The following is a 5,577-nucleotide window of genomic DNA, read 5'->3' on the forward strand; positions in this document are numbered from 1 at the left end:
AAAGTTCTAAGTAAAGAGTTTAATCTTTACTTAGAACTAATCTTAGGTTGTTTAAATAGAAGGTGTCGCAAATGAGTCAAATCGAATCGTTAAAAGATGAAATACTACCACGGATCATTGAATTACGACACCAATTTCATCAAAATCCTGAATTGTCGAATCAGGAATTTCAAACTACCAAAAAAATCAAACAGATCCTGACAGGCTGGGGGATCACCATAGTACCAACGACTTGGATACAGGTCTATTAGCCGAAATAAAAGGCCACTATCCTGGTAAAACGATAGCTTTACGTGCCGATATTGATGCATTGCCAATTAAAGAAGAAACTGATTTAGAATTTAAATCAAAAAATATTGGCGTTATGCATGCTTGTGGTCATGATTTACATTTTTCAAGCCTATTAGGTGCTGCTTACGTATTGAATGGCATTAAAGATCAACTTCATGGGACCGTCAGATTGTTATTTCAACCAGCCGAGGAAGCAGGTCATGGTGGAGATCAAGTTTTAGAAAAACATGTCTTAGACGGTGTACAAGCAATTGTTGGTTTTCACAATAATCCTAAATTGCCGGTCGGAAAAATTGCCCTACAACAAGGTCCATTGATGGCGGGATGTTACCACATCAAGGTAGTTATCCATGGACAAGGTTCCCACGGTGCACGACCAGAAGAAGGCAGCGACGTAATTGTTACTCAAGCCGCGATAATCACGCAGCTGCAAACGATCGTCAGCCGCAACAACGATCCGTTTCATGCAGTAGTCGTCAGTATTACTAAGGTAACAGCGGGAACAACTTGGAATGTTTTGCCAGACACAGCTACGCTAGTTGGAACGGTCAGGACCTTCAATGATAAAGATACCCAATTGGTCAAGCAACGTTTTTATGAATTGGTCGAAAATATTGCGAAGGCATACGGGCAAACAGTTGAGATCGAATGGGTCACAGGGGCTTTTCCAATCAATAATGATCCACTTATCACTTCGGTGGTTAAAGCAGGTTTAAAGGATGTCTCTGAACCAACACTGACAATGACAGGCGAGGATTTTGCTACTTTTGAGACCAAAATACCTGGGACTTTTGCATTTATCGGTTCAAACGGAAACAAAAAAGCAGCTGATGTCCATGATGCCAAGTACGTTGGACTGGATGAGACGATCTCACCGGCAATTGATTATTTTATTAGTAGTACGCAAAGTTTATTAAGTTATTTTGATAAGGAGTCTTGAGTAATGGTTCAAATACGTGAGATGAAAATTTCGGATTATGACGAAGCATATCTTTTGTGGGAGTCAGTTCCTGGGATGGGCTTGAATACTTTGGATAACTCTCAGACAGGTATCGCTAAGTTGTTACAAAAGAATCCCGGCTTATGTTTTGTCGCAATCGTAGATAAAAAAATTGTGGGAACGATCCTTGGTGTGACTGATGGGCGCAAAGGTTATTTGTATCACGTTGCGGTTTCAAAAAATTATCAAGGTCAACACATCTCAAAGCAGTTGATAGAATTAGTGAAACAAAAGCTTAAAATACAGGGCATTCAAAAAATCGGTGTCTTCATTATGAATGACAATCAGAATGGCAAAGATTTTTGGAAGCATCAAGGTTTTGCTAAGCGTAAAGACATTGAATACTTTGACTTGAATCTTTGATCGACTACTATAACGAATAGAAAACGAGTGGTAAACTGGTTGTCATTGAATCAATGAAAATATTTATATTTAATAAATTAAGAGGGGCTAAATAATTATGACTGAATTCGATACTAAATTAGTGCATGGAAAACCACAAAATGATAATAATACTGGAGCCGTGAATGTACCGGTTTATAACTCATCGACTTATATTTATCCATCAGTTGATGCTAAAGTGAAATATGACTACGCTCGTTCAGGTAATCCGACTAGAAATTATTTAGAGCAACAAGTAGCAGAATTAGAGAATGGTTATCAAGGCTTTGCCTTTTCTTCTGGATCAGCAGCGATTCACGCCGTCTTGGCCATTTTCAAACCAGGAGACCATTTGATCATTGGTAAAGAAATTTATGGGGGCACTTTTAGAATTATCAACGAATTTTTCAAACGTTGGAACTTGGAATTCACAGCTGTCGATACGCAAAATCCTGAGGAAATTGAAGCAGCTATTAAACCAAATACTAAAGCAATTTATTTCGAGAGTTTTACTAATCCACTTTTACATGTAACTAGCATAAAGAAGACTTCTGAAATTGCTAAAAAGCACCAACTTTTGACTATTGTCGACAATACTTTCTTGTCACCATATTTGCAAAGACCTTTGAACTTAGGTGCTGATATTGTGGTTCATTCAGCTACTAAATACCTCAGTGGACACTCCGATGTGATCGCCGGAATTGCCGTTGCAAAAGAGCCAGAAATTGCTCAACGCATTTACTTTAACCAAAATTCGATCGGTTCCACATTATCGCCTGAAGACTCTAATTTAGTTCGTCGAGGCATTCAAACCTTAGCTGTTAGAATGGACCGTCATTTGAGCAATGCCCAAAAGATCGTTGAATTTTTACAAAGTCGCTCTGAAATTGCTAAGATCTATTATCCAAGTATCCCAGGTACCAAAGATCATGAGATTGCCGAAAAGGAAGCTGATGGTTTCGGCGGCATCGTGTCGTTTGAATTGGCCGAAGGGTTAGATTCAACTAAATTCGTTGAAGGAACTAAATTGATTCAATTAGCGGTCAGCTTGGGTGCTGTGGAGAGCTTGATCGAATTGCCTTATCGGATGACTCACGCTGAATTGTCGCCTGAGGAGCAGTTGAAAGCCGGTATCACGCATCAATTAGTCCGTCTGTCAGTTGGTATCGAAGATCCTAAAGATTTGATTGCTGATTTAGCCGGTAGCTTAGATGCTTTAAATTAAAATTTTCGAATAAAAAAAGTGGTACCAGCTGAATAGATTTAGCTCTTTTTCAGTTAGCACCACTTTTTGCGTTTTAATATGAAAGAACTGTTATTTGTTAATCTTTTCCAATTGATTGGAGTGGACCCGATAGAATCCAGTCGTGATTTTTTGGTGGTAGAATTTTTTCATACCTTTAGAAAAACTCTTGTCGTATTTTGGAACAACTACGTATTTATATTTACAGAGATTGTTTTTGAAATTATGTTCTGACTTGCTGAAGACAGCTTGGCCAGTAGCGTTGTTAGTAAAGAAGTAGTAATTAGCTAGATATCCTGAGTAGTAGGTCACCACTTCAACCTTTTGTGGATCGACGATCAAAATCTTTTGGTCGTTCTCTTTGTTCCAAGGTTTAGCAACTTTTGTCAGTAAAACTGGCAAGGAACGCCGATTATAATTATTAGTGAAAGTTGTTCCGTTGATCTCGGAATACATCATGATCACGGCAAAAAACATAACTAAGAAGGTTGCCAACTGATAGCCATTTTTTGACCAAATAGATTCGTAATTGCGGGGACTGCGCTCGTTAATATTTTGTTCATAGTATGTTTCATCGATCGTATAGACTAAAAACATCATGCCAATAAATAGATTTAAAACCACTATGGTTGACATATATCGTTCAAAACCATCCAACGTAATTGCTTCAGTAAACGGCATGGACAGTACGTACATACCTAGTAAACTGAAATAATACAGAAGCGTTATTAAATCTAATATTCCTAGAATTTTAATTAAATTATTGGGATGATGAAAGAGATACTTGATGACTGCCCAGGATATTAGTAATCCAACGTTGATTAGGATAAAGCCTTGCGTCGAAAGCGAAGTTAGATTAAATATTTGATGTAAGAAGGCTTGTCCGATACTTAAAAAGCCCTTCATACCGTCGTGTGCTAGTTGGCTTTGATAAGCTGAAGCACTGATTTCGTGTTTGGAACTGGTGAAAGTTACATGGACGTGTAATTCCCACCAGATGAAAGGCAGAACAGTGACTGCAAAGGTTCCGATGAATTTACCAATTATCATTAAGAACTGGTTGATTTTTGTTGTGGCGTTAGTCGTTTTAATGAGTGTGTATAAATAGTAACAGGCAATTATTATTACGAAGAAAGTCGCTGAGTTTTTGATCAAAAGTAAAGTTCCACTGAATAGCGCAACATGAGCAGCCAACATTTTGGGACGATTTTGATAAATATAAATTCCAACTAAAGCTGCTACAGTGATGATGGCTAAGACGTAATCGACTAAGAGGTTGTTCAATCTGATATTGATATTGAAGACGTAAGAAATAGCAATCGTCAAGCAAAGCAACATCGAATTCAACCCTCGGGTCCGATCACGGAGCGTGGCAAAAATCGTATAACTAGCAGCCCAGATCATGATGAACTGAGCTACTAGCATGGTTCCTTCGTGAAAGCCAGTAAAGGTCACAAATTGTGTGATGAACAAGGCAGTTGCTGGGGGATAGGAGGTAAATGAGATGATAGTATCTTTAGCCCCAGGTAAATGGCCTGTATAATTCAAAAATTTTACGATCGTAGCCCAATGTGAAAAATTATCATAATGAATCAGGGGACTGTGCAATAAAACAAGTGCCATCACTGAACCGAGAAATAGCATCCAGACATCGTATAAATGAATCCCTTCGTGGTGAATGCTGACTTTGCCCATGTAACCTAATATTAAACGACCACCCCAAAGCAAGACGCCTAGCGCTGTCACAGCCCAAATGCCGACTCGAAGCAGATTTAGCATGGCAAAACTGTAAAGCAACATAATTTGAATAAAGATGCCACTTATCCATGTAAAGTATTTATTTACATTGAGTAAACGTAAGGTACTGCTGTAACCGATCAATGATAAAACAAAGAAAATAAATCCAAGTATTTCCAAAATAATATCCAACTTTCGTTTTGTTAATGCATACGAACTAAACCGTTCTTCGTTACTTTAAAAAGTCCCGTTACTACGTGTTGATGGAAGACTTTCTGAGTAAGGACCGTGAAAGTACGGTGCGTTTCAGGAATAGCGACATACTGATAGCTTTCAACAGTTTTCTTAAAGACTTCCGGTGTCATCATGAAGTTCTCTTGGCCGACGGCTTGATCAGTAAAATAGTAATAACGGCCGACATAACCGGCATAATAGTTATTTACATCGACGGCTTCTGGATCCACAATCAAAACTTTTTTGTGATTCAAATGATCCCATGGTCGAGAGATTCGTTTCATCTGTAAAGGAAGCGTATTGTGGTTCATTTCGTTAGTGAATTTTGTACCAGTGATTTCGGAATACATCATCGTGATCGAAAAGAACGCTACTACCAATGTAGAGATTTGATAAATGTTTTTTGTCAAAGCACTCTTGAAGGCTAAAGTATCACGTTTTTGAAAATTCTGTTCAAATTGTTGCTGATCGATGACACGTACTAAACAGATTGCGGCGATGAATAAGTTTAAAATCACGGTACTAGCCATGTATCGCTCAAAGCCGTCCAACATGATAGCTTCGGCGTAAGGCATAGACAAGATATACATGCCAAATAAACTGACATAATAGGCGAAAAAGACCAAGTCTAATAGTAATGCGTTGGCACCTGTCAAGTTGACGTTTGAAATAATATAAATTTGAATAGTGT

At 38.2% G+C, this 5,577-nt stretch carries 5 protein-coding genes and 1 pseudogene; 4 read left to right on the forward strand and 2 right to left on the reverse strand.

Annotation, left to right across the window (positions count from 1 at the left end; translation table 11 throughout):
- Nucleotides 1-71 precede the first annotated feature (71 nt).
- The 4 genes from FD29_RS11590 (at nt 72) to FD29_RS02835 (ending at nt 2,897) form a co-directional block, all read left to right on the forward strand.
- Nucleotides 72-251 carry a hypothetical protein gene (locus FD29_RS11590; RefSeq protein WP_235804250.1) on the forward strand — a complete coding sequence of 60 codons (180 nt, stop codon included), beginning with the start codon at nt 72-74 and terminating at the stop codon, nt 249-251.
- Nucleotides 233-1,231 carry an amidohydrolase gene (locus FD29_RS02825; protein WP_235804251.1) on the forward strand — a complete coding sequence of 333 codons (999 nt, stop codon included), beginning with the start codon at nt 233-235 and terminating at the stop codon, nt 1,229-1,231. Before FD29_RS11590 ends, FD29_RS02825 begins: the two co-directional genes overlap by 19 nt.
- A gap of 3 nt (nt 1,232-1,234) precedes the next feature.
- Complete coding sequence (locus FD29_RS02830; protein ID WP_057887459.1) at nt 1,235-1,654, forward strand: GNAT family N-acetyltransferase; 420 nt, start codon at nt 1,235-1,237, stop codon at nt 1,652-1,654.
- Nucleotides 1,655-1,751: 97 nt separating this feature from the next.
- A complete protein-coding gene (locus FD29_RS02835) occupies nt 1,752-2,897 on the forward strand; it encodes a trans-sulfuration enzyme family protein (RefSeq protein WP_057887460.1) in 1,146 nt (381 codons plus the stop codon).
- Between the two features lie 90 nt (nt 2,898-2,987).
- Here the strand turns inward: FD29_RS02835 and FD29_RS02840 are convergent, their stop codons facing one another.
- A complete protein-coding gene (locus tag FD29_RS02840; RefSeq protein WP_057887461.1) occupies nt 2,988-4,832 on the reverse strand; it encodes a hypothetical protein in 1,845 nt (614 codons plus the stop codon).
- A gap of 23 nt (nt 4,833-4,855) precedes the next feature.
- A pseudogene (locus FD29_RS11485) lies at nt 4,856-5,577 on the reverse strand (ABC transporter permease); the annotation flags it as partial.

The organism is Companilactobacillus mindensis DSM 14500, from assembly GCF_001434275.1.
Taxonomy (GTDB): domain Bacteria; phylum Bacillota; class Bacilli; order Lactobacillales; family Lactobacillaceae; genus Companilactobacillus; species Companilactobacillus mindensis.